The 26,201-nt window shown below is 65.0% G+C and carries 18 protein-coding genes and 3 tRNA genes; 3 read left to right on the top strand and 18 right to left on the bottom strand.

The window, feature by feature from the left end:
- Positions 1-51 precede the first annotated feature (51 nt).
- Positions 52-1,389: a glutamine synthetase family protein gene (locus EV699_RS02030; RefSeq protein ID WP_132538429.1), complete on the bottom strand. Its 1,338-nt coding sequence runs from the start codon at positions 1,387-1,389 to the stop codon at positions 52-54.
- 268 nt (positions 1,390-1,657) lie between these two features.
- On the opposite strand from EV699_RS02030, the gene EV699_RS02025 reads away from it, so the two are divergent.
- Positions 1,658-2,941 (top strand): NAD(P)/FAD-dependent oxidoreductase, encoded by a 1,284-nt coding sequence (locus tag EV699_RS02025; protein WP_132538427.1) that lies wholly within the window; start codon positions 1,658-1,660, stop codon positions 2,939-2,941.
- Positions 2,942-3,017: 76 nt separating this feature from the next.
- Here the strand turns inward: EV699_RS02025 and prsT are convergent, their stop codons facing one another.
- The 7 genes from prsT to EV699_RS01990 all read right to left on the bottom strand — a co-directional run bounded on the left by prsT (position 3,018) and on the right by EV699_RS01990 (position 12,939).
- On the bottom strand, positions 3,018-5,807 hold the full coding sequence (gene prsT / locus EV699_RS02020; RefSeq protein ID WP_132538425.1) for an XrtA/PEP-CTERM system TPR-repeat protein PrsT: 2,790 nt from the start codon (positions 5,805-5,807) through the stop codon (positions 3,018-3,020).
- A gap of 51 nt (positions 5,808-5,858) precedes the next feature.
- Positions 5,859-7,214: a PEP-CTERM-box response regulator transcription factor gene (gene prsR / locus EV699_RS02015; protein ID WP_132538423.1), complete on the bottom strand. Its 1,356-nt coding sequence runs from the start codon at positions 7,212-7,214 to the stop codon at positions 5,859-5,861.
- Positions 7,202-9,334: an XrtA/PEP-CTERM system histidine kinase PrsK gene (gene prsK, locus EV699_RS02010; RefSeq protein WP_243662524.1), complete on the bottom strand. Its 2,133-nt coding sequence runs from the start codon at positions 9,332-9,334 to the stop codon at positions 7,202-7,204. The genes prsR and prsK overlap by 13 nt, the downstream gene beginning before the upstream one ends.
- Before the next feature lie 18 nt (positions 9,335-9,352).
- A complete protein-coding gene (locus EV699_RS02005) occupies positions 9,353-10,825 on the bottom strand; it encodes a TIGR03013 family XrtA/PEP-CTERM system glycosyltransferase (protein ID WP_243662523.1) in 1,473 nt (490 codons plus the stop codon).
- 127 nt (positions 10,826-10,952) lie between these two features.
- Positions 10,953-11,693: a DNA polymerase III subunit epsilon gene (gene dnaQ / locus EV699_RS02000; protein WP_132538421.1), complete on the bottom strand. Its 741-nt coding sequence runs from the start codon at positions 11,691-11,693 to the stop codon at positions 10,953-10,955.
- Between the two features lie 20 nt (positions 11,694-11,713).
- A complete protein-coding gene (rnhA, locus tag EV699_RS01995) occupies positions 11,714-12,193 on the bottom strand; it encodes a ribonuclease HI (RefSeq protein WP_132538419.1) in 480 nt (159 codons plus the stop codon).
- Positions 12,190-12,939 (bottom strand): methyltransferase domain-containing protein, encoded by a 750-nt coding sequence (locus EV699_RS01990; protein ID WP_132538417.1) that lies wholly within the window; start codon positions 12,937-12,939, stop codon positions 12,190-12,192. The genes rnhA and EV699_RS01990 overlap by 4 nt, the downstream gene beginning before the upstream one ends.
- Before the next feature lie 153 nt (positions 12,940-13,092).
- Here EV699_RS01990 and EV699_RS01985 point away from each other — a divergent pair, with 153 nt between their 5' ends.
- Positions 13,093-14,478 carry a transglycosylase SLT domain-containing protein gene (locus EV699_RS01985; protein WP_165903990.1) on the top strand — a complete coding sequence of 462 codons (1,386 nt, stop codon included), beginning with the start codon at positions 13,093-13,095 and terminating at the stop codon, positions 14,476-14,478.
- Positions 14,479-14,491: 13 nt separating this feature from the next.
- Here the strand turns inward: EV699_RS01985 and EV699_RS01980 are convergent, their stop codons facing one another.
- From EV699_RS01980 to EV699_RS01965, 4 genes are read right to left on the bottom strand one after another with little or no spacing between them, the layout of a single operon-like run.
- A complete protein-coding gene (locus EV699_RS01980) occupies positions 14,492-16,114 on the bottom strand; it encodes an ABC transporter ATP-binding protein (protein ID WP_132538413.1) in 1,623 nt (540 codons plus the stop codon).
- On the bottom strand, positions 16,107-17,150 hold the full coding sequence (locus tag EV699_RS01975; RefSeq protein ID WP_132538411.1) for an ABC transporter permease: 1,044 nt from the start codon (positions 17,148-17,150) through the stop codon (positions 16,107-16,109). Before EV699_RS01975 ends, EV699_RS01980 begins: the two co-directional genes overlap by 8 nt.
- Positions 17,147-18,199 carry a microcin C ABC transporter permease YejB gene (yejB, locus tag EV699_RS01970; protein WP_132538409.1) on the bottom strand — a complete coding sequence of 351 codons (1,053 nt, stop codon included), beginning with the start codon at positions 18,197-18,199 and terminating at the stop codon, positions 17,147-17,149. Before yejB ends, EV699_RS01975 begins: the two co-directional genes overlap by 4 nt.
- Positions 18,200-18,203: 4 nt before the next feature.
- Entirely contained in the window at positions 18,204-19,994 is a 1,791-nt protein-coding gene (locus EV699_RS01965) for an extracellular solute-binding protein (RefSeq protein WP_132538407.1), read from the bottom strand.
- A 106-nt stretch (positions 19,995-20,100) separates the two neighbouring features.
- On the opposite strand from EV699_RS01965, the gene EV699_RS01960 reads away from it, so the two are divergent.
- Positions 20,101-20,886 (top strand): enoyl-ACP reductase FabI, encoded by a 786-nt coding sequence (locus EV699_RS01960; protein ID WP_132538405.1) that lies wholly within the window; start codon positions 20,101-20,103, stop codon positions 20,884-20,886.
- A gap of 79 nt (positions 20,887-20,965) precedes the next feature.
- On the opposite strand, the gene EV699_RS01955 is transcribed toward EV699_RS01960, so the two are convergent.
- From EV699_RS01955 to lon, 6 genes are all read right to left on the bottom strand, one after another.
- Entirely contained in the window at positions 20,966-22,873 is a 1,908-nt protein-coding gene (locus EV699_RS01955; protein ID WP_132538403.1) for a SurA N-terminal domain-containing protein, read from the bottom strand.
- A 190-nt stretch (positions 22,874-23,063) separates the two neighbouring features.
- Positions 23,064-23,140, bottom strand: a tRNA-Asp gene (locus EV699_RS01950).
- Between the two features lie 44 nt (positions 23,141-23,184).
- Positions 23,185-23,261: transfer RNA gene (locus EV699_RS01945), tRNA-Asp, on the bottom strand.
- Positions 23,262-23,271: 10 nt separating this feature from the next.
- Positions 23,272-23,347 (bottom strand) — tRNA-Val (locus EV699_RS01940).
- Positions 23,348-23,358: 11 nt separating this feature from the next.
- The gene (locus EV699_RS01935; protein ID WP_132538401.1) at positions 23,359-23,631 is read right to left on the bottom strand and encodes an HU family DNA-binding protein; all 273 of its coding nucleotides are present in this window, start codon (positions 23,629-23,631) and stop codon (positions 23,359-23,361) included.
- 127 nt (positions 23,632-23,758) lie between these two features.
- The gene (lon, locus tag EV699_RS01930) at positions 23,759-26,197 is read right to left on the bottom strand and encodes an endopeptidase La (RefSeq protein ID WP_132538399.1); all 2,439 of its coding nucleotides are present in this window, start codon (positions 26,195-26,197) and stop codon (positions 23,759-23,761) included.
- Positions 26,198-26,201: the final 4 nt, after the last annotated feature.

Raw genomic sequence — 26,201 nt, 5'->3', positions numbered from 1 at the left:
TCGGAACTCTCGGCGGCGGAGGCAGGGACGGCGGGGCGGCAGGGGCAGCCTTCAGACGTTCAGCAGCAGGTGCTCACGCTCCCAGGAGCTGATCACGTGCCAGAACGCGGCGTACTCGGCCTCCTTCACCGCGGCGTAGCTGGTGACGAAGCGCTTGCCGAGCACCTGCTTCAGGGGTTCGCAGGCGAGCATCAGGCGCAGGGCCTCGAGCAGGCTGAGCGGCAGCGCCGTGGGCGCCTCGTGCGCGCTGCCTTCGCAGGGTTGGGTGGGTTCGAGCCCCTCGACCATGCCGAGGTAGCCGCAGGCGAGCGACGCGGCGAGCGCCAGATACGGGTTGGCATCGGCGCCGGGCACGCGGTTCTCGACGCGCCGCGAGGCCGGGCTCGCCATCGGCACGCGGAAGGCCGCGGTGCGGTTGTCGTAGCCCCAGGCGACGTTGACCGGCGCGACGTCGTAGCGGTTGATGCGGCGGTAGGAATTGACGTTCGGCGCGACCAGCGCCATCGCGGCGGGGAAATACTTCTGCAGGCCGGCGATGTGGTTATAGAAGAGCGGCGCCGGGTCGCCCTTCTCGTCGCTGAACACGTTCTGGCCGCTGCGCGCGTCCACCAGGCTCTGGTGGATGTGCATCGCGCTGCCCGGCTGCCCCTGCATCGGCTTGGCCATGAAGGTGGCGTAGATGTTGTGGCGCAGCGCCGCCTCGCGCATCGTGCGCTTGAAGCGGAAGGCCTGGTCGGCGAGCGAGAGCGCGTCGCCGTGCAGGAGGTTGATCTCGAGCTGGGCGGCGCCGGCCTCGTGGATGAGGGTATCGATGCCGAGTGCCTGCGCCTCGCAGTAGTTGTAGACGTCCTCGAACAGCGGCTCGAACTCGTTGACGGCATCGATGCTGTAGGACTGCCGGCCGGTCTCGGGACGCCCCGAGCGGCCGATCGGTGGCTCCAGCGGATAGTCGGCATCGTGGTTCTGCTTGACCAGGAAGAATTCCAGTTCCGGCGCCACCACCGGCTTCCAGCCCTTTTCCTCGTAGAGCTTCAGCACCCGCTGCAGCACGTAGCGCGGCGCGAGGTCGACCATGCGGCCATCGTGATAGAAGGCGTCGTGGATGATCTGTGCGGTCGGTTCGGTGGCCCAGGGCACCAGGCAGATGGTGTCGAGGTCGGGGCGCAGCAGGATGTCGCCGTCGGCCTGCACGATCGTCTCGTAATATTCGTCGGGATAGTCGCCGGTGATGGTCTGCAGGAAGATGCCCTCCGGCAGGCGCATGCCCTTCTCCTGGTAATACTTTTCGGCCGGCAGGATCTTGCCGCGCGCGACCCCCGACAGGTCGGGCACGATCGCCTCCACCTCCGAGATCTTGTTGTCCTTGAACCAGGTCTTGATCGAACCCATGCGCCCCTCCACCTTGGCCGCCCCGTCGAAACGGCTCGGCGTCACCATAATGATATTGTGATCACTTTTCAAGCACACCCTGACCGACCAGCATCGACGAAACAGTATGCCATGTGGCGCGATCATGCACGCAGTCGATTGAAAAACAGACGTATCAGGCCGAATACCCGCGCGCGGCGAGACACGCGGCGGCATGCCGGACCGGGATGTTTTGGAATCACATTACAAGCTTGTCCGTCGCTCCATCCTGCACGCCCGGAACCCTGGCATGAACCCTAGCCCGCACGTCGCTTCGTATTACGCCGCAACGGCCACCCCGCTGGCGGCGCTGCCGCCCCTCGACGACACCCTCGCGGCAGACGTCTGCGTGGTCGGCGCCGGCATCACCGGGCTGTCGGCCGCCCTCGAACTGGCCGCGCGTGGCTACACCGTGGTGGTCCTCGAAGCCGAGCGCGTCGGCTGGGGCGCGTCGGGACGCAGCGGCGGCCAGATCCTCGCCGGCTTCGCCTGCGAGATGGCGAAGCTGGAGCGCGCCCTGGGGCGCGACGATGCCCGCCACCTGTGGGCGATGTCGCTGGAGGCGGTCAGCCTGGTGCGGGAACGGATCGCGCGCCATGCGATCGCCTGCGACTGGCGCAGCGGCCACCTGACCGCCGCCATCAAGGCGCGGCACGTGGCGGAACTGCAGGCGTGGATGGGCGAGCTCGCCGAGGTCTATGGGTATCCGCACCTGCGCTGGCTGCAGGGCGACGCGCTCGGCGACGTCGTGCGCTCCGCACGCTACCGCGGCGGCGTACTCGACACCTTCGCCGGACACCTGCACCCCCTCGATTACACGCTGGGACTGGCCCGGGCCGCGCTGTCTGCGGGGGTGCGCGTCTTCGAGGGCTCGCGCGTCACCGCGCTCGAGCACGGCACGCTGCCACGCGCCTGCACGGCACACGGCAGCGTGCGCTGCGAGCACCTGGTGCTCGCCGGCAACGCCTACCTCGGTGAACTGGTGCCGGCGCTGCGCAACAAGATCATGCCGGTGGGCACCTACATCGCCGCCACCGAAGTGCTGGGAGAAACACGCCTGCGCGGCCTGCTTCCGGGCCATGCCGCGGTGGCCGACGCCAACTTCGTGCTCGACTACTTCCGCCCCTCATCCGACCACCGCCTGCTGTTCGGCGGCCGCGTGAGCTACTCGGGGCTGCCACCGCCCGACCTCGCGGCGGGGCTGCACCGGCGCATGCGCCGGGTCTTTCCCGAGTTGGGCGATGTGCGCTTCGACTACGTCTGGGGCGGCATGGTCGACATCACGGTCAATCGCGCACCGCACTTCGGTCGCCTCGACCGCGACAACGTCTACTTTGCGCAGGGCTTTTCCGGCCACGGCATGGCGCTGGCCAACCTCGCCGGACGCGTGCTGGGCGAGGCCATCGCGGGCTCGGCGGAACGCCTCGACGTGTTCCAGCGTCTGCGCCACCGCGATTTCCCGGGCGGGCGCTGGCTGCGCATGCCGCAACTGGTACTGGCGATGCTCTGGTTCCGGCTTCGCGACCTGCTCTAGCCCGGCACGCCGCGCGGCATCGATCGCCACCGCCCATCCGGTCACCTCTCAACCGGATGGGCCGCCCCTCCCGTCATTACAGCGAATCGAGCAACGCCTTGGCGGCCGCGCGCGTCTCGAAGGGGCGCTCGTCGGCGAGCAGTTTCTCGAGTTCGCGCCGCGCCTCCGCCTTTTTACCGGCCTTGGCGAAGGCCGCGGCAAGGTGGTAGCGGATGTCGGGCAGGTGCGGCGCCTGCACCGCCGCCTGCTGCAGCACGTTGATGCCGCGCTCGACCTGCCCGTTGCTGACCAGCACCCAACCCAGGGTATCGGCGATCTCGGGGCTGTCGGGGTTCAGTTCGTGGGCGCGTTCGGCGAGCCCCACCGCGCGCGGATCCTTGGCTTCGTTGTAGAGCCAGGCGAGGTTGTTGATCGCCAGGACGTTGCGGGGACTGGCATCGACGACCGCGGCGTACTCCTTGATGGCTTCGTCGGACTTGCCCTGTGCCTGCAACTGCAAGGCGAGCAACTGGCGGGCGGCGAGATCCTTCGGCTCCTTGGCAAGCCATTCCTGCAGCAGGGCGATGGCGCCGGCGGCGTCGTTGGCACGCGCCTTCGCGACAGCCAGCTGCTGCACCACCATGGCGTTCGGCGCCTTCGCATAGGCGGCGGCGTAGGCCTTGAGCGCTCCCGCCTGGTCACCCAGCTGGTTCGCCAGGTCGCCCTCGTACTTGAGCCCTAGGCTGGACTCGGGGAAGGCCGTCTTGATGGTCTCGACGACGCGCCGGGCTTCATCGGTGCGCTTCTCGCGGATCAGGTACTCGATCTGGGCGACCAGCGCCGGCGCGTACTTGGGATCGTTCGCGAGGGCATTGGCGAGCGCGCGCTCGGCGGCCTTGCCGTCCTTGGCCCGGAACTCGGCCCCCGCGAGCAGCGTCCAGGCCTCGGCCGACTTCGGCTGCTGATCGCTCAGCTTGCGGAAATACACCAGCGCATTGGCCGTCTCGTCGTTGGCGAGCAGCGCGGTGCCGAGCAGCCGCATCACCAGCGGGTTGTCGGGCTGGCTGGTTTCCAGCAGGCGGGCGATGCCGATGGCCTTGGTGCGCTCACCACGATTCAGGTAGCGCTGGGCGAGCGTTCCCCCGACCTGCACGTTGTTGGGATTCTTCTCCCAGGCCTGTTCCAGCCAGCGCTGGGCGTCCTCGGGCTTGCCGGCGGCCTCGGCCAGCGCGGCAAGGCCCAGCAGGGCATTGGCGTTGGCGGCGTCCTTGGTGAGGATGGCCTTGTAACGCGCCTCGGCCGCATCACGATTGCCGGCACGCAGTTCGATCTGCGCGATGTTCAGGTCCGCCACCGTGAACTTCGGCTCGATTTCGAGCGCCTTCTCGAACGCGGCACGGGCGCCGGCCATATCCCCCTTGCCGAGCAGCGCCACCCCCAGCAGGTTGTACGGCATCGGATCCTTGCCGAGCTTGTCGGCGAGGGCGCTCGCCGCCTTCGCCGCCTTGTCGAATTCCTTCGTCTGCAACAGCGTGAGGACCAGCATCACGTCGGCCTGCATCGGGCTCTGCGCGGACTCGGTCACGCTTTCCAGTTCAGCGACGGCCTTCTCGGTGTCACCGCTGGCCAGGTGCGACAGCGCCAGCTGGGCGCGGATCGCCGAGGTCTCCGGCGAAATCTCGACCGCCTTCTGCAGGTACTCGCCACCTTTACGGCTCTCACCGGCTTGCAGATAGGCACTGCCGAGCAGTGCCAGGTACTGCGCATCGTCCCCGGCTTTGGCGAGCCCCCCTTCGAGCGCATCGATCGCCCGCTGCGGGTTCTTGAGCTTCATCTCGACGGCGGCCAGGTATTTGCGACCCGCCAGATTTCCCGGCTGTGCCGCGACGAAGCGGCTCAGATGGCTCTGCGCCTGTTGCAGATTGCCATTCGTGTAATCGAGAACGCCCAGCAGCAGTTGCGACGGCGCATGGTCGGGGGCGAAACGCAGCACATCCTGCAAGGCATCCCGGGCACCGGTGAAATCCTTTTTCTGCAACAAGGCACGTGCGCGCACGAAGTTCGCCTGCGGCAGATCGGAGCGGATATTGCGCACCGCGTTGGCGTCCGCGAGCGCCTTGTCGAATTCGCCCGCCTCGAGCTCCGCCTCGGCCCTGCCGAGCAGGGCACGCAGATCCCGTGGGCGGCGATCGATGATTTGCGTGAAGCCGGCAATCGCATCGGGTAGGCGCTTCTGCAGCCGTGCCAGCTCGGCTTTCATCAGCAGCGCCTCGGCGTTGTCGGGCATCTTCGCGAGCACCTGCTCGACGCGCTGCTCGGCCTCCGGGTAGTGCTGCTGCATCCCGAGGATGCGCACCAGACCGAGCAGCGCCTCGACGTTGTCGGCCTGCAGGCTCAAGGCTTCATTGAGTTTGGTGCTGGCGCTATCGATCCGATTGGCGCCGAGCTCGGCGAGCCCCTGCAATGCCAGCAAGCCGGAACGCACCGCCGGAGGGTCATCGGCTTCGAGCTTCACTTCCTTCAGCAAGCGATCGGTCTGTCCCTGCAGCAACAGCGACTTCGCCAGCGGTACCACCCAATCGGTCCGCGCCGCCCCGAGCTCGCGGGCACGTGTCAACTCCTTCTCCGCCGCAACCCCGTCGCCGGTCAGGATGTAGCTCTGTCCGAGCAACAAACGCGCGCGCGTGTTCTCGGGCTCCTTCTGCAGCGCGTTCTTCAGTTCGATCACGCCCGCGTTGACATCGCCCTTCTGCAGGAATTGCTGAGCGCGTTCGATGTAGGGATCGGCGGCGGGGCCGGCATTCGCGACCGGGTTCGCCAGCATCAGTGCGAGCGCCAAAGCGCCCGGAGCGAACGGGCGGCGGTTAGCGGCAGGAATCTTCACCATGAATGTCCTCTGAGGTCCTTGGGATGGCGGTCACGCACGGGCGAGGGATCGTCAAGTCTTCATGTGGTACTTGTTGAGCAGCGCGTACAGCGTGGGGCGGGTAATGCCCAGAACATCGGCGGCGTGCGACAGATTGCTGTCGGCGTAAGCGATCGCCCGCGTCAGTGCCTGGCGTTCGGCCTGTTCCCGCACGCGGCGCAGATTGAGGGGCATGGCATGCTCCTCGATCGCCTCGAGTTCGAGGTCGGCGGCACTGATCTGGTTGCCTTCGGCCATGATCACCGCCCGCTTGAGCTTGTTCTCGAGTTCGCGCACATTGCCAGGCCACGGGTAGGTATCGAGCGCCAGCAGCGCATCCTTGCTGAACCCCTTGAAACTCTTGCCGAGCTTCTGGCTGAACTGCTCAAGGAAAGCGCGCGCCAGCACCACGACATCACCATCGCGTTCGCGCAGGGGCGGAATGTTGATGGTGATCTCCGCAACACGGTAATAGAGGTCCTCGCGGAAGGTACCGGCCTTGATCAACGCGGTGAGGTCACGATGGGTCGCGCACACCACCCGTACATCGACCGGAATCTCCTCGCGCCCGCCGACGCGTTCGATCACGCGCTCCTGCAGGAAGCGCAGCAGCTTGGCCTGCAACGACATGGGCAGATCGCCGACCTCATCGAGGAAGAACGTACCGCCATCCGCGTACTCGATCTTCCCCTTGGTCTGTTTCGCAGCTCCCGTGAAAGCCCCCTTCTCATAACCGAACAATTCGCTTTCCAGCAGGGTTTCAGGGATTGCCGCACAGTTGATGGCTACAAAGCGCTTGCTCGCGCGACTGCTGAAGTCATGCAGCGCACGCGCGAGCAATTCCTTTCCGGTGCCGCTTTCACCCAGCAGCAGGGTGGTTACATCGGTCGGCGCGATCTTTTCCACCGTCGAACAGATCTTCAGCATCTGCGGACTGCCCGCGATGATCCCACCGAGGGGCGAACTGCGGGAACGTGCTTCGAGCAACCGGTTTTCCCGCTCCAGTTGGTGCAGCGCGTATGCCCGATCGACAATCAACTTCAGCACGTCGGCATCGACGGGTTTCTGATAGAAGTCGTAGGCGCCGAGGGCGATGGCCTTGAGCGCATTGTTGCGATCGTCATTGCCCGTCACCACGATGATCTTTGTCTGGGGCGCGAGCGCGAGTATCTCTTGCAGGACGGCCAGCCCCTCGGACGCATTCGCCGGATCCGGTGGCAACCCTAGATCGAGCGTCACGATCGGTGGCTCGAATCGACGCAGTTGCGCGAGTGCAGTCTCGCGACTGTCGGCCAGCAAGACTTCGTAGTCTTCGAAGCACCAGCGCAACTGGCTCTGCAAACCCGGATCATCCTCGACCACCAACAAGCTACGGTTCAATTCCCGCACAACAAGGCCTCCTCTGCCGCAACCTCGATACTTGCCACCCGGTGGAGCGGCACGCGAATGGAAAACGTGGTACCGACACCCACCGCGCTCTCCACCATGATCTCCCCCCCGAGCGCATGCACGAACTCGCGAGTTTCATATACCCCGACCCCCATGCCTGCATTGCCCTTGGTCGTCTGGAACGGCTTGAACAGCGACTCGCGGATGAAGCGTTCATCCATACCGCAGCCAGTGTCGCGGATTTCGACCATCAGCGTGCCTGCTTCGACATGTGCGTTAACCTCCACCACTCCATCGGCCGGTGTCGCCTCCTGCGCATTACGCACCAGATGGCACAATACCGCGACGAACTTGTCGCGGTTGGCGAACACGCTCGATTCGCCTACCCGAGCGCTCAGCACAGGCACCGGCACACGCCCCGCACTGATCTCCATGACCTCCTTGAGCGCCTCGGCCACCGGGAATACCCGTTGCTCGGCAGGCAATGTCGAGCCCTTGTTCGCCAACTGAGCCAACATGCGGTTCATGCGTGCCGTGGCATTGGCGACGGTCTTGATGGCGTCGTCGATGAATGCCGGGTTCTGTCGATGTCGCTCGGCATTCTTGACCACCAGCGAAAGTTGCGCAGCCACGTTCTTCAAGTCATGCACGACGAACGCCGATAGACGATTGAAAGCCTCGAACTGGCGTGCATCCATCAGCGCCTCGGTGGTATCGAGCAAAGCGATGTAACTTGCCACCTGGCGTCCCGCCGTCTTGAGCAGGTCACGATCCTCCCAATTGATCGATCGCGAGGCACTGGGCCGAGCGAGGAGCGCCAAGCCCTGCAAGCGATCGAGTTGCATCAGCGGCACGATGAGCCAAGCCCGTGGAACATCGTTGATCCAGCCGGGAAGCTGCAACTCAGCGTAGACATCCGGCGCCGATGCGTACTCGTCGAGTTCGACGACCCACTGGCGCCGCTCAAGGAAACGCAGCAGAGGCGAACCCGCGTGCTCGACCTGGATCGTCGGTGCGGACATGTGCCAGGAACTGATCAATGCGAAATCGCCGCGTTCGTTACGCGCCCAGAGAACGCCCCCCGTGCTGTCAACCAGTTCCGCCAGCGCACGAATCGCACGCTCACGCAAGTCATCACCGGGTTCATTCGTCGAGAGGGTACCAATGAACTTCAACCACTCCTCGCGGTAGTCGTACTTGTAATGAAAGAAATGCTTGCTCAGAAAAACCTTGGTATAGGCACGCAGTTGCCCCGAGAACACCATGGCCGCCAGCAGGATCACGGCACCGGCCATGAATACGAGTTGGACCGCCGTCCCCCAAGTGCCACCATACAACCGGATGTAGTAGGCCACGCCGGCCATCACCAGCAGGTACACGCCGGCTCCCAGTACCGATGCCGTGTGCAACGCCATGCGATGTGACACGAACAAATTGGGTGACCAATCGGGATTCCGCAGGGCCGCCACGGCGAACAACGGCACCGCCATCGCATCCACGAAGCCACGCGCCGCCCACATCTGGGCATCCAGTTGGCGGAACAACAACGCATCGGCGTACAGGAAGAAATCGAACGCGAACAGCACCCCGATGCCGAGATAGAAGAACTTCGTTCCCCAGCGATGCTCCGGCCGGGTGTTGCGAAATAACTGCTCCACCAGCACGAGTCCGCCGACGGCCAGTCCCAGGTGGCCGAAAATCGTCAGATCAGCGGTGAACAAAATCCCGAAAGTCTCGCGCAGCACGACGGGCGCGAACTGGACACCTACGAGTGCGGCACTCAGCAGATAAGCCATGGGACGCGCAATTCCGAGCACGCCACCGTGGCGACGCTGCGTGTAGATCAGCGGACGCAGCAACCTGATCAGGGCGAGCAGCCAAAACAGACTTCGGCAAATCTCGAGAAAGACATAAGCCGCCGTTACGGATACCCCCCACGCCAGCATCGCCGCCGTGGTCGACCAGGCACTCATCACGAATATGGCCAACAATAGCCAGCGTTTCGGTGCGGAGCGCGCCGTGGTCAGGAGCCACAAACCGAATACCGCATACAGCACCGCACCGGTGCCGTAACCGAGGACACCCATCAAAGGAACTGCGTTGTCGTTGTAATCGAACACGATGCAGATCCTTTAGAATCAGCGAGCACCCTTCCCCCAAAGAATCACATGGGCCGTCTGCAAAAGCACCATCAAGTCAAGGAAGACACTATAGTTTTTGATATAATACAAATCATACTGCAGTTTCTCCCGCGCATCCTCCTCGGAAGCACCGTATGGATAGCAGATCTGTGCCCAGCCGGTAATGCCGGGATTCACGCGATGACGCATCGAGTAGTAAGGAATGCTCTGCGACAACTCTGCGACGAATTGTGGCCGCTCCGGGCGCGGCCCGACGAAACTCATCTCACCACGCAGCACATTGAACAACTGAGGTAACTCATCGATCCGCGTCTTACGAATGAATGCGCCGACACGGGTGACACGACTGTCATTCTTCTGCGCCCACTGGGCAACACCGTCTTTCTCGGCATCGGTGCGCATGCTGCGAAATTTGATGACCTCGAATACGCGGTCATGACGACCGACACGCGTCTGGCGGTAAAAAATGGGGCCCCGACGACCGGACTCGATCCAGATCGCCAGGGCCGCGACCAGCATGATCGGCCAGGTCAGCCCCAACAGCAGCAGACTCGATACGACGTCGATCAGACGCTTGCTGACAGTTTTCAAGGCCGCCTGATGAAAACCGTCGGAGAAGATCATGGCGCTGGGATGAAGGGAGTCGAGCTGGATCTTCCCCGTCTCCCGCTCGAAGAAGGTGGAGAGATCGGTTATTTCGAATCCGCTGATCTTGCAGTCGAGGATCTGATCGACCGGGAAGCCGCGGCGGCGATCCTCCATGGCGACGACGATCTCGTCGATCTGTTGCGCTTCCGCCAGATCGCGCAGCGTCCCTCGCACCGGTAGCAACCGATCGGCATCGACAGCCACCTCGTCACTCTCGTTCAGGCGTACGAAACCAATGATCTTGAAACCCTTACCTTCGCGGCCGTTGCTGAGCTGCTCGATCTGGCGCGCACGACGTCCGCAACCCAGCAGCAATACTCGACGCTTCAGCATGTCGTAGTCGGAAAGATGGAAGAACCCGTAGCGCGCCAGCGCCACCAGAAGAAATGACACGGCGAACGCGATGCCGAATTCGCCGCGCCCCAAGTAGAGATCAGGAAAAAAGTAATAAATGAGGGTGATGGTGAACAGGCCAAGCAGGAAGCCGACCGCCACGCGGAGCATCATGTCGGCCTTGCCATCCCAGAAATTGCGCTCGTACAAGCCCATCGCGGTCATGATGGACACCATCACCAACATGAACACGAAAGCCTTGCCAAACAAGCCGTCGACGGAAAAGAGCCAACCCTCACTCCAGCTGCGAGCAAACTTACCGAGCGGAATCGACCAGAAGAACACCGAGGCTTCGACCAAGGCCAGCATCAGCAAGGGAAGCGGCACATAATGTCTGAACAGACGAATCATCCCGATACCCCAAGGATCCCAGGCACCAGCGCCGTGGGGACCATCCCCGCGCACCACGCTCACCCGCGCCCAGATCACGCCGACACTCTCAACGGCCCGATCGGACCGGCGTGAGCTTACACCAGCGTCCGAGACGCACATGTCGGCCGGCGCTGTAAAAAACCGTGACTACCCTGCGGGCAGAAGGGCCACGGCCAACACCGCATCAGCCCGACGCCGCGGCTCCATCGAGCTGGCGGGCGAGCGCACCGCCGCCGCAGGCCTTGTCGATGAGCGCAAGCAACGACTGCTGGGCCGCGAGTTCGGCAGCGCTCGCATGAACGATGCGCAAGGGCGGGCGATCGGTGCTGAGAGGGGCCAGCGGCTCTTCGGGATGCTGCTCGGGCTCATCGACGACGACGGGCTCCACGTCGAGGCTCATCGCCACTTGCCCACCGGTCATCGCCAGGTACACGTCGGCGAGGATGCGGGCATCGAGCAAGGCCCCATGGAACTCGCGACGGGTGTTGTCGACTCCGTAGCGCTTGCACAAGGCGTCGAGGGAATTCCGCGCGCCCGGGTGGCGCGTGCGGGCGAGCACGAGCGTGTCGAGCACGGTGCAGTGATCACTCACGCGACCATAGCGGTCGCCGGCCCGCACCAGTTCGCAGTCGAGGAAGCCGACGTCGAATGCCGCGTTGTGGATCACGAGTTCCGCGCCACCGATGAAGTCGAGCAGTTCGTCGACCACGTCCGCGAAGCGCGGCTTGTCGGCCAGGAAGGCGCTGGTGATGCCGTGCACCTCCACGGCACCGGCATCGATTTCGCGCTCGGGGTTGAGGTAGTGGTGGAAGGTGCGGCCGGTGGGGCGCCGGTTGTCGAGTTCGACGCAGCCGATCTCGATGATGCGATGGCCCTGCGCGGCTTCGAGGCCGGTGGTTTCGGTGTCGAGGACGATTTGTCGCATGACGGCTCCGGAGAAGGGGATCAAGGCACCCGCACGACGGCGGCACGGGCGAGCGCATCGACCCGCTCGTTGTCGGGGTCGCCGCTGTGCCCGCGCACCCAGCACCACTCGATGTGATGGAGTGCGCGCGCGCGATCGAGCCGCTGCCAGAGTTCGAGGTTCTTCACCGGCTTGCGGTCGGCGGTCTTCCAGCCATTGCGCTTCCAGCCGTGGATCCAGCGCGTGATGCCGTCCATCACGTAACGGCTGTCGGTATGCAGCTTGATCCGGCTCGGCCGCTTCAACGCTTCGAGCGCCGCGATCACGGCCTGCAACTCCATGATGTTGTTGGTGGTGTGCGCCTCGGCGCCGGTCAGTTCGCGCTCCTGGTCGCGCCAGCGCAGCAGCGCCGCCCAGCCACCGGGGCCGGGGTTACCCGAGCACGCACCGTCCGTGTAGACGACGACGGGCGTGTCGGTAGCCACACCGTCGGTGACGGTGGCATCGAACCGTGTACTCATTTAGCCCTCTTCGATTCCAACAAGCGGCCTTCGACGGCGACAGGGATCAAGCGGCGACGCGAGCGCCAGCGCGGTCGTACCAGCGTGAGCGTGGACACCCGCTTCTTCGCCAGCAGCAGGTAGCCGCACGCACCGAGCGGCGCCGGCCAGGCCGCCGCCAGACGCGGGTGGCGCCCGAGCCAGTGTTCGACCCGCCAGGGCCAATGGCCGTAGAAACGCGGCACCGCAACGACGAAGCCGTGCCGACGCAGCCAGTCACGCACCAGCGCCACCCCCAGCGGCCGCACCCCTGCCGGCAAGGTCCCGGCCGCGGCCCCTGGCAAACGCCACAATCCGCCGTCGAACAGGGGATTGAAGCCGAGGATCACGGCGTGGCCCTCGGCGATCAAGACACGTTCGAGCTCGGCGACCACGGTCTCGGGTGCCGCGACACTTTCGAGGACATGGGGCAGGACCACCAGATCGAGGCTATCCGAGCGCAACGGCCAGGCATCGGGTGCCAGCACCAGCGTGGTCACCTCGGTCCGGGTCAGACCGAGCCGGCAGCGATGACGGATGCTGCTGGCAGCGAGCCAGTCCACGGCCGGACAGACGTCGATGCAGACGGCATGGTAGCCGAACAGCGTCGGCAACACCTGTGCCAGCGCCTCGCGTTCGGCCGCTTCGAAACGGCCGCCGAACGCTTGCCGATACCACGCATCGAGGCCGCCGAGAGCGGTGAATTCGGGCCCACATTCGCTACGCATCCGACTCCGCCACCCCTGTGTCGCCGGTGCATCCGGCCTTGTCACTGCGCACGCGTGCCGTTACAGTCGCGCCACAGAAATTAACATAAGGCCTCAGCCAGCCCTCCGATGCGGCTGACGCGCTTGTCGACCACGCTTACCAGGGCCATGCCGATGACGCGACCCCGCCTCGCGGCCGCTATAGCGGTTGCTTGTTTCATTTCCGGCTGCGCGCAGACGCAGCCCAGCCTCGACGCCGAACGATACACCGGCGCCACCCCGATCGACGGCAACGGCCGCCACAATCTCGACGCGCTCTGGCAACGCCTGCGCAGCGGTTTGAGCTTCAGCGACACCGCCCATCCCGACGTGGAGCGCCAGCTCGGCCAGTTGCGGGCCCGGCACGTGGATGCCGTATCCGAACGCGCCGCACCGTTCCTCGACCTCGTCCTCGACGAAGCGCAATCGCGCGGGATGCCGGCCGAAGTCGCCCTGCTGCCGATGCTCGAAAGCGGCTACCGTCCGCAGGCGGTATCGCCGGGCAAGGCGGCGGGGCTGTGGCAGATCATGCCGGGCACCGCGGATCATCTGGGCCTGCGGCGCAGCGCCGGTTACGACGGCCGCCGGGACGTCAAGGCCTCCACCGAGGCGGCTCTCGATTACCTCCAGGCCCTCAACCGTACCTTCGAAGGCGACTGGCTGCTGACCCTCGCCGCCTACAATTCCGGGCCACGCACGGTGCAGCGCGCGGTCGAAGCCAACCGCCGGCAGGGGAAATCCACCGCTTTCTGGGATCTGGAACTGCCACGCGTGACGCAGGAATACGTGCCGCGCCTGCTCGCCTTATCGAAGATCATCGCCGAACCGGACGCGTTCGGCGTCAAACTGGCGTCGCAGGGCGAGGTGACGGAGCTGGCCTCCGTGGAGATCGGCCCGCAGGTCGACCTGTCGTTCGCAGCGGCAGCGGCGGGTCTGTCGAGCGCGCGTTTCTACGAACTCAACGCCGGCCTGACCCCGGGCACGCGCCAGCTCGACCAGCCGCTGGCCCTGCTGCTGCCGCGCGACAACGCACGCGCGCTGCAGCAGAAGCTCGGCCGCGTGCCCGCGACCCGCTCGGCGCGCTGGGTCAGCTATCGGATGCATGCCGACGACACCCCGGAGAGCCTCGCCGAACGCTTCGACACCAGCGCGACGGCGCTGGTCGCCGTCAACCGCCAGGCCGGCAACGAGCTCGATGCCGGGCAGGAGGTGCTGGTGCCCGTCGACGGCAAGGCCGTGGCGCGTGCGTCCGGGGCCACCACCAGGCCTGATCGCGATGCCGACATCCTCGCCACCGATCAGCCGCTGCGCGAGCGCATCAGCCGCCTGATGACCGTCTCCTACCCGGTGCAACCGGGTGACTCGCTGGCGGCGCTGTCCGAACAGTTCCGCGTGCAGGTCGACGACCTGCGCCGCTGGAACGGCCTCTCCGAATCGACCAGTGCCGAGCAGCCGCTCGAGGCCGGACGCACGATGCTCGTCTATCTCGATGCGCCCGCGGGGGCGCCGCCGCAAGGCTGAGCCCCGCCCCTGTCTAGCGGCGGGCGAGCAGTGCCGCCCGCAGCAGGGCGAGCGTGTAGGGGTGCTCGGGCGCCTCGAACACGGCCTCGACCGGGCCGGCCTCGACCACGCGGCCGGCCTGCATCACGAGGACGCGATGCGCCAGGGCGCGGATCACGCGCAGGTCGTGGCTGATGAACAGATAGCTCATCCCGTGGCGCGCCTGCAGCGTGCTGAGCAGATCGAGCACCTGCTTCTGCACCGTCGCGTCGAGGGCGCTGGTCGGTTCGTCGAGCAGCAGCAAGCGGGGTTCGAGCACCAGCGCCCGCGCGATCGCGATGCGCTGGCGCTGCCCGCCGGAGAACTCATGCGGGTAGCGCCACAGCGCCTCCTCATCCAGCCCGACTTCGCGCAGACCGGCGACGATGCGCGCGCGCCGGGCCGCGGCGTCCAGCGCCGGGCAGTGGATGCGCAGGCCCTCGCCGACGATCCGCTCGACGGTCAGGCGCGGCGACAGCGCGGCGAACGGGTCCTGGAACACCACCTGCATGTGCCGGCGCAGCGGGCGCACGGCGCGCTCGCGCAGGCCGGCGAGTTCACGTCCGTCGAAACGGATCGATCCGCTGCAGTCCTGCAGCCGCAGCAGCGACAGCCCCAGCGTCGTCTTGCCCGAGCCGGACTCGCCGACGATGCCGAGCGTCTCGCCGGCGCGCAGTTCGACGTCGACGCCGTCGACGGCACGCACCTCGCCGCCGCGGCGTCCGAACAGCCCGCGGCGCAACGCGAAGGTGCAGACGATGCCGCGCGCCTCCAGCAGCGTCGCCGCGGTGGCCGGCACCGCGGCGACGAGCCGCGTCGGTTCGGCCGCCACCAGCGCGCGCGTGTACGCCTCGCGCGGCGCGCCGAACACCGCATCGAGCGTCCCGCTCTCGACCACGCGTCCGGCGTGCATCACGCAGACCCGCTCGGCGAATCGCCGCACCAGGTTGAGGTCGTGGCTGATCAGCAGCACCGCCATGCCCAGTTCACGCTGCAGTTGCGCCAGCAGATCGAGGATCTGCACCTGCAGCGTGACGTCGAGCGCGGTGGTGGGCTCGTCGGCGATCAGCAGTTCGGGGCCGCACGCCAGCGCCATCGCGATCATCGCGCGCTGCCGCTGCCCCCCCGACAACTGGTGCGGAAAGGCGTCGAAGCGGCGCTCGGGGTCGGCGATGCCGACCCGCTGCAGCCATTCGACGGCGCGGATGCGGGCGGCACGGCCGTCGAGCCCCAGATGCAGGCCGAGCGGCTCGGCGATCTGCCGGCCGATGGTGTGCAGCGGGTTCAGCGCATTCATCGGCTCCTGGAAGATCGTGCCGATCGCGCGTCCGCGCAGGCGCCGCAGCGTGCCCTGTGGCGCCCCGAGCAGCTCCTCGCCCCGGTAACGGACGCTGCCGCGCGGGTGGCGCGCCAGCGTGCGGTCGAGCAGCCCGAGCACGGCGAGCGCCGTCACCGACTTGCCGGAGCCCGACTCCCCCACCAGCGCCAGCCGCTCACCGCGCGCGAGCCGGAAACCGACGCCATCGACCACGCGACGGTAGTCGCCGTCGCGACCGAACTCGACCGCGAGATCCTCGACTTCGAGCAGCGCCGGGGCGTCGCCTGCGAGCTCAGCCACGCCGGGTATCCGCCGCCTCGCGCAGCGCCTCGCCGATGAAGATCAGCAGCATCAGGGTGCCCACCAGGACACCGAAGGTGGTCAACGACAGCCACCAGGCCTTCAGGTTGTCCTTGCCCTGCGCCAGCAGCTCACCGAGGCTCGGCGTGTCCGGCGGAACACCGAGGCCGAGGAAATCCAGACTGGTCAGCGCGACGATGGCGCCGCTGACGCGAAACGGCAGGAAGGTCATCACCGGCGTCAGGCTGTTGGGCAGCAGGTGGCGGAACATGATGCTGAGGTTCGAAGCGCCGAGGGCGCGGGCGGCGCGCACGTAGTCGAGGTTGCGCCCGCGCAGGAACTCGGCGCGTACGTAGTCGGCGAGTCCCATCCAGCCGAACGCCGCGAGCAGCGCCACCAGCAGCCATACGCTCGGCTGGAACAGCGACGCGAAGATGATCAGCAGGTAGAGCTCAGGCAGCGAGCCCCAGACCTCGCTGAAACGCTGGAAGGCGAGATCGAAGCGCCCGCCGAGGTAGCCCTGCAGCGCGCCGGCCAGCACGCCGATCACCGTCCCGATGGCGGTGAGGCCGATCGCGAACAGCACCGACAGCCGGAATCCGTAGATCAGCCGCGCGAGCACGTCGCGGCCGCGGTCGTCGGTGCCGAGCCAGTGTGCCGCCGACGGTGGCGCCGGATTCGGCTGGTTGCCGGCGAGGTTGATCGTGTCGAAGCGGTAGGGGTTGGGCGCCGGGAGCATGAAGTTGCCGTCGCGGCCCAGGATCTCGCGCAGGTACGGGTCCTGGTAGTCGGCCTCGGTGGCGAAGTCGCCGCCGAAGGTGGTTTCGGGATAGACGACCAGCATCGGCAGATACCACTGGCCCTGGTAGCGAACGAGGATGGGTTTGTCGTTCGACAGCACTTCGGCGCACAGGCTGAGCGCGAACAGCACCGCGAAGATCCACAGGCTCCAGTAGCCGCGGCGGTTGGCCCGGAAGCGACGCCAGGCGCGCTGGCCAGGCGACAGTCCGCGCGACGCTGCGGGCGCCGGGCTCAACGGTCCACCGCTTCGAAGCCGATGCGCGGATCGATCAGCACGTAGCTCAGATCGGACGCGAGCTTGGCGAGCAGCCCGAGCAGCGTGTAGAGGTACAGCGTGCCGAGCACCACCGGGTAGTCACGACGCAGCACCGACTGGTAGGACAGGAGGCCCAGGCCGTCGAGCGAGAAGGTCGTTTCGATCAGCAGGCTGCCGGTGAAGAAGATGCCGATGAAAGCCGCCGGGAAGCCGGTCACCAGCGGAATCATCGCGTTGCGGAAGACGTGGCGGTAGAGCACGGCGCGTTCGCCGAGCCCCTTGGCACGCGCGGTCAGCACGTACTGCTTGCGGATCTCTTCGAGGAAGCTCGCCTTGGTCAGCAGGGTCATCACGGCGAAGCCGCCGACGGTCGACGCCGTCACCGGCAGCACCATGTGCCAGAGGTAATCGCACACCTTGCCGAGCAGATCGAGCTCAGCCCAGTTGTCGGACACCAGTCCGCGCAGCGGGAAGAGGCTCCAGAAACTGCCACCGCCGAACAGGACGAGCAGCGCGAGCCCGAGCAGGAAGCCGGGGATCGCGTAACCGACCAGGATCACCGTGCTGGTCGCCACGTCGAACGTCGACCCGTCGCGCACCGCCTTGGCGATGCCGAGCGGGATGCAGGTGAGGTAGACGATCAGGAAGGTCCAGGCACCCAGGCTGATCGACACCGGCAGCTTGTCGGCGACCAGCCCGAGCACCGAGCGGTGGTGGAAATAGCTCTCGCCGAGGTCGAAGCGCAGGTAGCGGCTCAGCAGGTCGAGAAAGCGCTCGTGCGCCGGCTTGTCGAAGCCGTAGAGCGCCCGGATCTCGGCGAGGCGGGCCGCATCGAGCCCGGCCGCACCGCGATACAGCGAGCCGCCCCCGCTCGCCGCCTCCCCCGCCGCACCGCGGTTCTGCAGTTCGCTGATCAACTGCTCGACCGGCCCGCCGGGCACGAACTGGATCACCACGAAACTCACCAGCAGGATGCCGACCAGCGTCGGCACCATCAAGGCGAGGCGCTTGAGGATATAGGCGAGCATCGGCCTACTTCGCCCACCAGGTCGACAGCGCCCACTCCAGCGGCTGGTAATAGAGCGGCAGTTGCTTCGGCATGCCGAAACGGTCGCGGTAGGCGATGCGGTGTACCGGTGAATGCCAGTTGGGCACCACGTACTCGCCCCACAGCAGCACGCGGTCGAGCGCGTGCGCCGCGGCGACGAGCTGCGCCCGGTCCTGCGCGTACACGAGTTTCTCGACCAGCGCGTCGACCACCGGATCGCGCAGCCCCATCAGGTTGTTGGAGCCTTCCTGCGCGGCCATCGACGAATGCCAGTAACCGATCTGCTCGTTGCCCGGCGACTGCGACTGCGCGTACACGTGCACGACGAGATCGAAATCGAAGATGTCGACACGCCGCTGGTACAGCGAGCCGTCTACCGTGCGGTAATTCATGCGCACGCCGAGGCGCTGCAGATTCTTCGCATACGCGGCGAAGACCCGCTCGAATGCCCGGTTCTCGAGCAAGGCCTCGAATTCCAGGCGCTGGCCGTCCTTGACCAGCACCTCGTCCTGCAAGGTCCAGCCGGCCTCGGCCAGCAGCGCCTGTGCGGCACGCAGGTTATCGCGCAGCGAGCCCGGCGCCTCGGTGCTCGGCGCCCGCCACGGCTGGGTGAACAGGGCCGGTGGCAGTTGTGAACGCAAGGGTTCGAGCAGGGCCAGTTCGGCGCCGCTGGGCACATCGGTGGCGGCGAGCTCGCTGTTGGCGAAGTAGCTCGAACTGCGCCGGTAGAGACCGAAGAAGAGGTTCTGGTTGGACCACTCGAAATCGAAGGCGAGCGCCAGTGCCCGGCGCACGCGCACGTCCCGGAACAAGGGACGCCGCAGATTGAACACGAAACCCTGCATGCCGGCGTTGTTGTGATGCGCGAGTTCGCGCTTGAGCAGTTCGCCGCTGTCGAACTTCGGCCCTACGTAATCGCGCACCCACTGCTTGGCGACGTTGACCTGGGCGAGGTCGAATTCGCCCGCCTTGAAGCCTTCGAGCGCCACCCCCGCATCCTGGTAGTACTCGAAGGTCACGCGATCGAAGTTGTACTGCCCCTTGCGCACCGGCAGGTCGCGCGCCCAGTACTCCGGATTGCGCCGGTACGTGATGCTGCGTCCGAGCGTGAACTTGTCCACCACGTAGGGCCCGCTGCAGAGCGGCGCCTCGAGGACGATGTCGTCGAAATTGCGGCCTTCGACCCAGCGCGCGGCGAACACCGGCATCTGGGCGATGATCAGGTGCAGTTCGGGGTTGACCCGGGCGAAGCGGAAGCGCACGTGGCGGGCGTCCAGCACCTCGGCGGCGGTGACGTCGGCCCAGTAGACCCGGTACTGCGGGTGCGCCTTCGGCCCTTTCAGGGCGTCGAAGGTGGCCTTGACGTCCTCCGCCGTCACCGCCGAGCCGTCGCTGAAACGCGCGCGCGGATCGAGCGTGAAAGTCACCGCCAGCCGATCCGGTTCCAGTTCGATGTCGCGGGCGAGCAGGCCATAGATGCTGAAGGGCTCGTCGCGACTCTGTTCGCCGAGAGTATCGCAGGCCAGTTCGCTCACGCCGGCCGCCGCCGTGCCCTTCAGCACGAAGGGATTGAGACGGTCGAAGCCGCCGATGGCGCCCAGCGTCAGCGTGCCGCCCTTGGGCGCGGCCGGATCGACATAGTCAAAATGCTGGAAATCGGCCGGGTAGCGCGGTGTGTAGCCCAGAGCGACGGCGGGAGCGGCAAGACAGGGACAGGCAGCCAACGACGCCAGGGCAAACAGGGCGCCGGCGCGGGCATGGCGGGCGAAAGCCATCGGCGATCCTTTGTGGGGGGCGATACCGGCGGGTTATGCTTGCGAAACGTCACGAACCGTAACAACGGCCCCGGGCGAAAGCAAGAAACGACAGGAGAGCACCACTATGGGTTTTCTCGCCGGCAAGCGGGCCCTGATCGTCGGGCTGGCCAGCAACCGCTCGATCGCCTGGGGCATCGCGCAGGCCATGCGCCGTGAGGGCGCCGACCTCGCGTTCACCTATCAGAACGAAAAGCTCAAATCCCGTGTCGAGAAGATGGCCGAGGAACTCGGGAGTTCGATCGCGCTGCCCTGCGACGTGGCCGTCGACACCGAGATCGACACCGCGTTCGACGGTCTGCGCCAGCACTGGAGCGATGGCTTCGACATCCTCGTACACTCGGTGGCGTACGCGCCGTCCGATGCGCTCGAGGGGTCCTTCGTCGACAGCGTCACACGGGAGAATTTCCGCATCGCGCACGACATCAGCTCATACAGCTTCGCCGCCCTCGCCAAAGCCGCACGGCCGCTGATGCAGGGCCGCCGCGGCGCCATGATCACGATGACCTACCTCGGCGCGGTGCGCAGCGTACCCAACTACAACGTGATGGGGCTTGCGAAAGCCAGCCTCGAAGCCAACGTGCGCTACCTGGCGGCGGCGCTCGGCCCCGAGGGCATTCGCGTCAACGCGATTTCCGCCGGCCCGATCCGCACCCTCGCCGCCTCGGGCATCAGCGGTTTTCGCAAGATGCTCGAAGCCTTCGAACTGGCGGCGCCGACACGACGCTGCGTCACCATCGAAGAAGTCGGCAACGTCGCCGCCTTCCTGTGCTCCGACCTCGCCTCGGGCGTGACCGGAGAGATCAGCTACGTCGACGGCGGTTTCAGCAACGTCGCGATGGCGAATGTCTGAGGGACGGCACCGCCTCCGCTGATTCCCATGCCCCGGTACCACCGCACGAAGGCGGTGGTACCGGGAACGTCACGACTGCCTACAGACGGTCGACGTGCGACACCACCTTCGACTGGCGCCGCCATTCGTCGACCATCCCTTCGAGCTGAACGGCGCCGATCTGGCCGCGGATGCGATCCGTCAGGAGCTTCGACTCGGCCTCGGCAAGATCGGCCTCGGTCCCCGGCTTCACGGCACTCACCATCAGCACCGCCCGATCGCCGTTGGCCAGGTCGACGGCGGTTGCCGCAGGCTTGCCTTCAGCCGGCGGCGGCAGGCGGAACGCTGCGCGCAGCAGCGCGGGATCGACGCCCGGGGCATTGCGCTGCACCCAGCGTGCGGCCTCGATGCGATAGCCCCCCTCTGCTGCGAGGGCCTGCAACGATTCCCCGCCATGCACCCGCCCGGCGTACGTCCCGGACAACTCATTCATCCGCTGGCGCGCACGTTCCTCCCGCAGATCGCCGAGCACCTGCTCACGTGCCTCGTCGAGCGTGCGCTGGCTGGCGGCCTTGTGGTCGAGCACGCGGACCACGACGACACGGCCGGCATCGATCTGGATGGGCTCGCTGTTGCGTCGGGCGCCCAAGACATCGTCGCTGAAGGCAGCCGCGAGCACCTTGGGATCGGCGAAGATTCCCGTGTCGGCCCCCTGGCGGGACAACCAGTCGCTTTGCGCAACCGTCACGCCGATCGCCTGCGCGGCCGGTGCCAGGGTATCCGGATTTTCGAACACCAGCGTCGAGAGCCGCTCCGCGGCCTCATAGAAACGGCCATCGTTCTGCTGCCGATTGAGCGTACGCACCAGTTCGTCACGCACCTCTTCGTACGGCCTTACCTGTGCCGGCCGGATGGCATCGAGCCGCACCAGGTGGTAGCCGAAATCGGTGCGCACCGGTGCGCTGATCGCTCCCGGCGCGGCCAGACCGAACAATGCCTCATCGAAAGCCGGATCCATCACCCCTTTGGCGAGGGCTCCGAGTTCACCTGCCTCGACCGTCGGATCCCCGCCCTCGCGTATCGAGCGGCTCACGTCGTCAAAGGTCTTGCGCCCCGCCGCGATGTCGTCGGCCAGCCCCTGGATGCGCACGCGCGCACGCTCCACCTGTTCCGCTGACGCATCCTCTGGCAGCCGCACCAGGATGTGCGACGCCACCCGTTCCTCGGGGCGGCTGAAGTTGGCCTGCTGCTCCTGGTAGGCAGCCCGCAACGCTTCCTCGCTCGGCACGACGTCGCCGCCCAGGGCTTCGACATTGAGGTCGATGTACTCCAGACGCACCTGTTCCGGATTGACGTAGCGGTCGCGGTGCTGCTGGTAAAAGGCTTCGATATCAGGCTCGCCCGGTTGCTCGCGTGCGCGGAACACTTCCTTGGGCATCACCAGATATGACACCTCGCGCTTCTGACCGATCAGGTCGACCAGGCGCCTGAGATCGACCGCCGTCAGCATCGCGGAAGCCGCTACCCCCTGCCGGAGCTGATCCGTCGCCAGCGAAGCCCGCAACATGGACTCGAAAGCCGGCACGCTGTACCCCTGAGAGCGCACCGTACGCTCGTAGAGTTCGTGGCTGAAGGAGCCGTTCACCTGAAACGCGGCAATGCCCTTGATCGACGCGTCCAACTGCAAGTCACTGACGCGCAAGCCAGAGGCATCCACGAAGCGCTCGATCAGCTTTTCATCGATGAGCCCATCCATCACTTCACGCTTCAGGCGTCCCTCGTCTACCGCGTCGGCTCCCAGCGCGGCCGCGACGCGTTGACGCTGACGCTGGAGCGCCTGCTGGAACTGCGCCAGCGTGATGGGATCACCGTCGACCGTGGCGGCATCGGTGGTGGGTCCCGAATTGGTGTAGTGGTTAATGCCCCACAAAGCGAAAGGCACGATCAGCAGGCCGATGATGATATAGGCGAACCAACCGGATGCCCGATCTCGAATCGTTTGCAGCATGTATCATCCAATCGCAAGTCATCAACGGAGCGAAACGCTGAACCCAACAGACAACGAGCTCAGCATGAAGGTGCAAGCCTGGCCCGGCTAGCGAGACTCGTCCGTATTGTTGATAGGAGCGTTATCAAAAGCAAAAAAAATCGCCGATATCTTGGATATCGGCGATCTGAGTGTACAGCGTCAAAGCAATTGGCGGAGCGGACGGGGCTCGAACCCGCGACCCCCGGCGTGACAGGCCGGTATTCTAACCAACTGAACTACCGCTCCATGCATGCTACAAGGCACAAATTTGATTCTGAACAGTCAATTTCTGGCGGAGCGGACGGGGCTCGAACCCGCGACCCCCGGCGTGACAGGCCGGTATTCTAACCAACTGAACTACCGCTCCAAAAACTTTTTGGTGGGTGCTGAGGGGTTCGAACCCCCGACCCTCGCCTTGTAAGGGCGATGCTCTCCCGACTGAGCTAAGCACCCGAACAAGGGCATTACTTTAACGCATCTTTAAGTGCCTTGCCAGCCTTGAAGACCGGGTTTTTCGATGCTTTGATGTCGATGACATTACCAGAACGAGGATCCCGCCCGGTCCGTGCCGCACGTTCGCGAACACTGAAGGTACCAAAGCCGATCAGCGTAACCGGGTCTCCAGCCCGGAGCGCGGTCGTCACAGTCGCAAGCACGGCCTCAACCGCCTTACCGGCAGCAACTTTGGAGAGATCCGCCGACTGCGCGACTGCCTCGATAAGATCGGACTTATTCATTATGTATACCTTTGTTTGGGAAACCCTGCCTCGGTCCGTGCATCGCCGTTGGACGCGACGCGTACATCCTCTGCCCCCGGGCCGCGAAGTTTATAGCTTGGTGTTTCGAAGAGTGCAACCGCCGTGCTCAGTGTGCACGCGTCGTCTCAGCAGACGGATTGGCACGCCCTGTCGACTCCGCCACGCCGTCCGTATCACATTTGCCGATACTGTCATCCACGGCTTTTGGCACGGCCAGCAAGGCGGTGTCCAGCACCTCGTCTATCCATCTCACCGGCCGCACATCAAGTTTGGCAAGGATGTTCTTGGGAATGTCGACGAGATCCTTTCGATTCTGCTCGGGGATCAGCACCGTCGTGATTCCGCCACGGTGGGCAGCCAGAAGCTTCTCCTTCAATCCCCCGATCGGCAGCACTTCTCCGCGCAGGGTAATCTCCCCCGTCATCGCCACGCTTGCACGCACGGGGATCCGCGTCAGCGCCGACACCAGGGCAGTACACATCGCCACACCCGCACTCGGGCCATCCTTGGGAGTCGCCCCCTCGGGGACGTGAATATGGATATCGAACTTCTGATAGAAATCCGCATCGATACCGAGTCGTTCGGCGCGGCTACGTACCACGGTCATTGCCGCCTGGATCGACTCCTGCATCACTTCACCCAACTGCCCTGTATGGGTCAATTTCCCTTTGCCCGGAACCAGCGCGGCTTCGATTGTCAGCAACTCACCGCCGACCTCGGTCCAAGCCAGACCCGTCACCTGACCGATCTGATCTTGGTCTTCGGCGAGGCCATAGCGATAGCGCCTGACACCGAGGTACTTATCGATGTTCTTCGCCGTGACAATCACCTGCTTGTCGGCCGCATTCAACAATATGCCCTTCACTACCTTACGGCAGATCTTGGAAATCTCCCGCTCAAGATTGCGCACTCCTGCTTCCCTAGTGTAGTGGCGAATGATATCGCGGATCGCACTCTCGCGAATCTCCAGCTCCCCCGACTTCAACCCACAGGCCTCGAGTTGCTTCGGCACCAGGTAGCGGCGTGCAATATTGGTCTTTTCGTCCTCGGTGTACCCGGGGATCCGGATCACTTCCATACGGTCGAGCAGCGGCCCCGGTATGTTCAGGGAATTCGCCGTGGCGACGAACATCACGTCCGAAAGATCGCAATCCACTTCGAGATAATGATCATTGAACGTGCTGTTCTGTTCCGGATCGAGCACCTCGAGCAGCGCCGACGATGGATCGCCCCGGAAATCCATCGACATCTTGTCGATTTCATCAAGCAAGAACAATGGGTTGCGCGTCCCGATCTTGCAAAGATTCTGCACAATCTTGCCTGGCATCGAACCGATGTAGGTTCGCCGATGACCGCGGATCTCGGCCTCGTCGCGCACACCACCGAGGGACATGCGGACAAACTTGCGATTGGTGGCACGCGCAATGGAACGGCCAAGCGAGGTCTTGCCGACGCCGGGTGGACCAACAAGACAAAGTATCGGACCCTTCAGTTTCTTGGCACGCTGCTGCACCGCCAAGTACTCCAGAATGCGTTCCTTTACATTTTCTAGACCATAATGATCTGCTTCCAGAATCGCGCTGGCCTCGCTCAAACCGGGGCGAATTTTGGTGCGCTTCTTCCAAGGCACCCCTACCAACCAGTCGATGTAATTACGTACGACCGTCGCCTCTGCCGACATCGGAGACATCATGCGCAGTTTGGCGAGCTCGGCATTGGCCTTGGCCTTGGCGTCCTTGGGCATCCCGCTGGCTTCAATCTTGTGTGCGAGATCCTCCAGCTCATTAGGAGCATCTTCGAGATCCCCCAATTCTTTCTGGATAGCCTTCATTTGTTCATTCAAATAATACTCGCGCTGGCTTTTCTCCATCTGCTGCTTGACGCGATTACGAATGCGTTTCTCGACCTGCAGGATGTCGATTTCGCCCTCGACCAGACGCAATAGGTGTTCCAGGCGTGCACCGACGTCTTCAATTTCCAGAATCCGCTGCTTCTCCTCCAGTTTGAGCGCCATATGTGCGGCTACCGTGTCCGCCAGGCGCCCGGCATCTTCGATTCCCGACAGCGAACTCAGCACCTCGGCCGGGATCTTCTTGTTGAGCTTCACGTACTGATCGAACACGCCAAGCAGCGATCGCGTCATTACAGAAGCTTCGCGCTCGTCGTTCACCGTACCGGTAATCGGCTCTATGTGGGCGAGGAAATGCGCTTGCTCGCCCGCGAATGCGACAATACGCGCCCGCGCCGCCCCCTCCACCAGCACCTTCACCGTGCCGTCAGGGAGTTTGAGCATTTGCAGAATGTTAGAAACGGTACCGATCCGGTAGATGTCATCTTCGCCAGGATCGTCGATCTCGGCGCTTTTCTGTGACACCAGAAGAATCCGCTTGTCGGCCTGCATCGCCGCATCGAGAGCGCTGATGGATTTTTCGCGCCCGACGAACAGTGGGATAACCATGTGCGGATATACGACGACATCGCGCAGTGGTAATACAGGCAGTGCCGCAGCCACGGCGTCGTCGGAATGCATGGGATCTTGCTCCATCGTA

It is taken from the genome of Plasticicumulans lactativorans (assembly GCF_004341245.1).
In the GTDB taxonomy this organism is placed as follows: Bacteria; Pseudomonadota; Gammaproteobacteria; order Competibacterales; family Competibacteraceae; genus Plasticicumulans_A; species Plasticicumulans_A lactativorans.
This window is presented reverse-complemented; position numbering and strand designations above follow the sequence as displayed.

Bases quoted from the DNA above. Each gene is read 5' to 3' on its own strand.
- prsT (WP_132538425.1), bottom strand. From the start codon at position 5,807: ATGGTGAAGATTCCTGCCGCTAACCGCCGCCCGTTCGCTCCGGGCGCT.
- EV699_RS02030 (WP_132538429.1), bottom strand. From the start codon at position 1,389: ATGGGTTCGATCAAGACCTGGTTCAAGGACAACAAGATCTCGGAGGTG.
- EV699_RS01955 (WP_132538403.1), bottom strand. From the start codon at position 22,873: ATGCTGCAAACGATTCGAGATCGGGCATCCGGTTGGTTCGCCTATATC.
- EV699_RS01985 (WP_165903990.1), top strand. From the start codon at position 13,093: ATGACGCGACCCCGCCTCGCGGCCGCTATAGCGGTTGCTTGTTTCATT.
- EV699_RS02025 (WP_132538427.1), top strand. From the start codon at position 1,658: ATGAACCCTAGCCCGCACGTCGCTTCGTATTACGCCGCAACGGCCACC.
- rnhA (WP_132538419.1), bottom strand. From the start codon at position 12,193: ATGAGTACACGGTTCGATGCCACCGTCACCGACGGTGTGGCTACCGAC.
- dnaQ (WP_132538421.1), bottom strand. From the start codon at position 11,693: ATGCGACAAATCGTCCTCGACACCGAAACCACCGGCCTCGAAGCCGCG.
- EV699_RS01965 (WP_132538407.1), bottom strand. From the start codon at position 19,994: ATGGCTTTCGCCCGCCATGCCCGCGCCGGCGCCCTGTTTGCCCTGGCG.
- yejB (WP_132538409.1), bottom strand. From the start codon at position 18,199: ATGCTCGCCTATATCCTCAAGCGCCTCGCCTTGATGGTGCCGACGCTG.
- EV699_RS01935 (WP_132538401.1), bottom strand. From the start codon at position 23,631: ATGAATAAGTCCGATCTTATCGAGGCAGTCGCGCAGTCGGCGGATCTC.
- lon (WP_132538399.1), bottom strand. From the start codon at position 26,197: ATGGAGCAAGATCCCATGCATTCCGACGACGCCGTGGCTGCGGCACTG.
- EV699_RS01960 (WP_132538405.1), top strand. From the start codon at position 20,101: ATGGGTTTTCTCGCCGGCAAGCGGGCCCTGATCGTCGGGCTGGCCAGC.
- EV699_RS01990 (WP_132538417.1), bottom strand. From the start codon at position 12,939: ATGCGTAGCGAATGTGGGCCCGAATTCACCGCTCTCGGCGGCCTCGAT.